This is a genomic window from Sphingobium sp. BS19, assembly GCF_027925545.1.
Lineage (GTDB): Bacteria > Pseudomonadota > Alphaproteobacteria > Sphingomonadales > Sphingomonadaceae > Sphingobium.
The window spans coordinates 1-1651 of sequence record NZ_BSEF01000067.1 but is presented as its reverse complement, the minus strand read 5'-3'; the positions used below and the strand labels follow the sequence as shown (position 1 = coordinate 1651).

At 62.6% G+C, this 1651-nt stretch carries 1 protein-coding gene; it reads left to right on the top strand.

Annotated elements, in window-relative coordinates; all coding sequences use genetic code 11:
* The first annotated feature begins 111 nt into the window (after positions 1 to 111).
* The gene (locus QMG56_RS23160) at positions 112 to 1482 is read left to right on the top strand and encodes an IS1380 family transposase (RefSeq protein ID WP_281825255.1); all 1371 of its coding nucleotides are present in this window, start codon (positions 112 to 114) and stop codon (positions 1480 to 1482) included.
* The last annotated feature ends 169 nt before the right edge of the window (positions 1483 to 1651 follow it).

Here is a 1651-nt window from a genome sequence, read left to right as displayed (position 1 = left end):
TAGCCCGTCTTATTCACCGTGCTTAGTTAGAAGGGTTGGCGGGAGTGGCCTAAGCAGTTGCTTTATAGTAGGAAAATGGGTGTCGAAGCCAATCCTGCAACGAGGCAAAAAATGCCACAAGCCACACCCGCCGAGAACGATGATAGCGCAACGGGTTTTTCGTTTCCAGCGATTGGGCGCAAGAAAGTCACAGCCGCATTTGATGGTGGCAGGCTGACCTCCGACGGGGGCGTGTTGCTGCTGGCGCAGGCCGAGCGGACGATGGGGATCTGTCGAAAGCTGGGCACATGCATTGCCGACCCGCGTGATCCAAGCAGGGTGACGCATGCGCTGGACGACATCCTGCGAGCGCGCATCCTGGCCATCTCCTGCGGCTACGAGGATGCCGACGATCTCGATGCCCTGCGCGACGATCCGGGGTTCCGTCTGGCCCTGGGCAAGCTGCCGGGATCGGGCGCGGGCCTTGCTAGCCAGCCCACAATGAGCCGGTGGGAGAATGCGCCGACCACACGCGAGCTGGCAAGGATGATGGCCGCGATGATCGACATCTACTGCTCAAGCTATCCGGCTCCCCCCAAAGCGGTGACGCTGGATATCGACGATACCTGCGACGTCGTGCACGGCTATCAGCAACTCTCATTCTGGAACGGCCACCATGGCGAGCGCTGTTTTCTGCCGGTTCATGTGTACGATACGGCTACTGGCCGCCCGGTGGCCATGCTGCTGCGCACCGGCAAGACGCCTTCGGGCGCGGAGGCTGCCGGCCACATCCGGCGCCTGGTACGTCATTTGCGCCGCCACTGGCCGGAAACGCACATTACCATCCGTGGCGACGGGCACTATGGGCGGCCCGAGGTCATGTCCTTCTGCGAGGCGGCCCGCGTCGATTACGTGTTCGGCCTGCCAACCAACACCACGCTGCGTGCTGATCCGGTCATCGTCGCTTCTGCCGATGCCTGTGCGGTCAAGCGGGCTCAGCGCCAATACCCTGTCCTACGCAACTATGCCGAGACCCGTTACGGCGCGAAGAGCTGGAAGTGCCAGCGTCGCGTCGTCGCCCGGATCGAGGCCAGCACGCTGGGCATGGACATCCGCTATGTCGTCACTTCGCTGACCCAAGGCTCGGCCGAGCGCATCTACGATACGCTCTACTGCGCACGGGGCCAGGCCGAAAACCTGATCAAGCGCCACAAAAGCCAACTCGCCAGCGATCGCACCTCATGCCGCTCTGCCAACGCCAATCAGATGCGCCTCATTCTGCACACCGCGGCCTACTGGCTGATGTGGCGCATCCAGCAGGAAATCCCCAAGACAGCCGCGCTCGCACTCGCCGAGTTTGCAACCCTGCGTCTCAGGCTGCTCAAGGTCGCAGCCCGCGTCATTGAGAGCGCCTCGCGCATCCGCGTTGCCTTCGCATCAGGCTGCCCGGATGCCGGTGTGTTCAAAGCCATCGCCGCCAACCTACGGTCAGCGCCGACATAGCAAACGCGGCAGTGCCGCTGAAAGCCCGAACCTTCGTCCTCCAACCTCAAAAAGCCCCTTGCTCCCGTCGTGGTGAAAATCACCAGCGGAGGCGCTCGTCCAGACTACGCCGTCAACAACGAACCCAGCCCACAAAACCTCGGAGCGGCGGTCTCATGAATAAGACGGG

Coding starts and splice junctions, on each gene's coding strand:
- QMG56_RS23160 (WP_281825255.1), top strand. CDS start 112: ATGCCACAAGCCACACCCGCCGAGAACGATGATAGCGCAACGGGTTTT.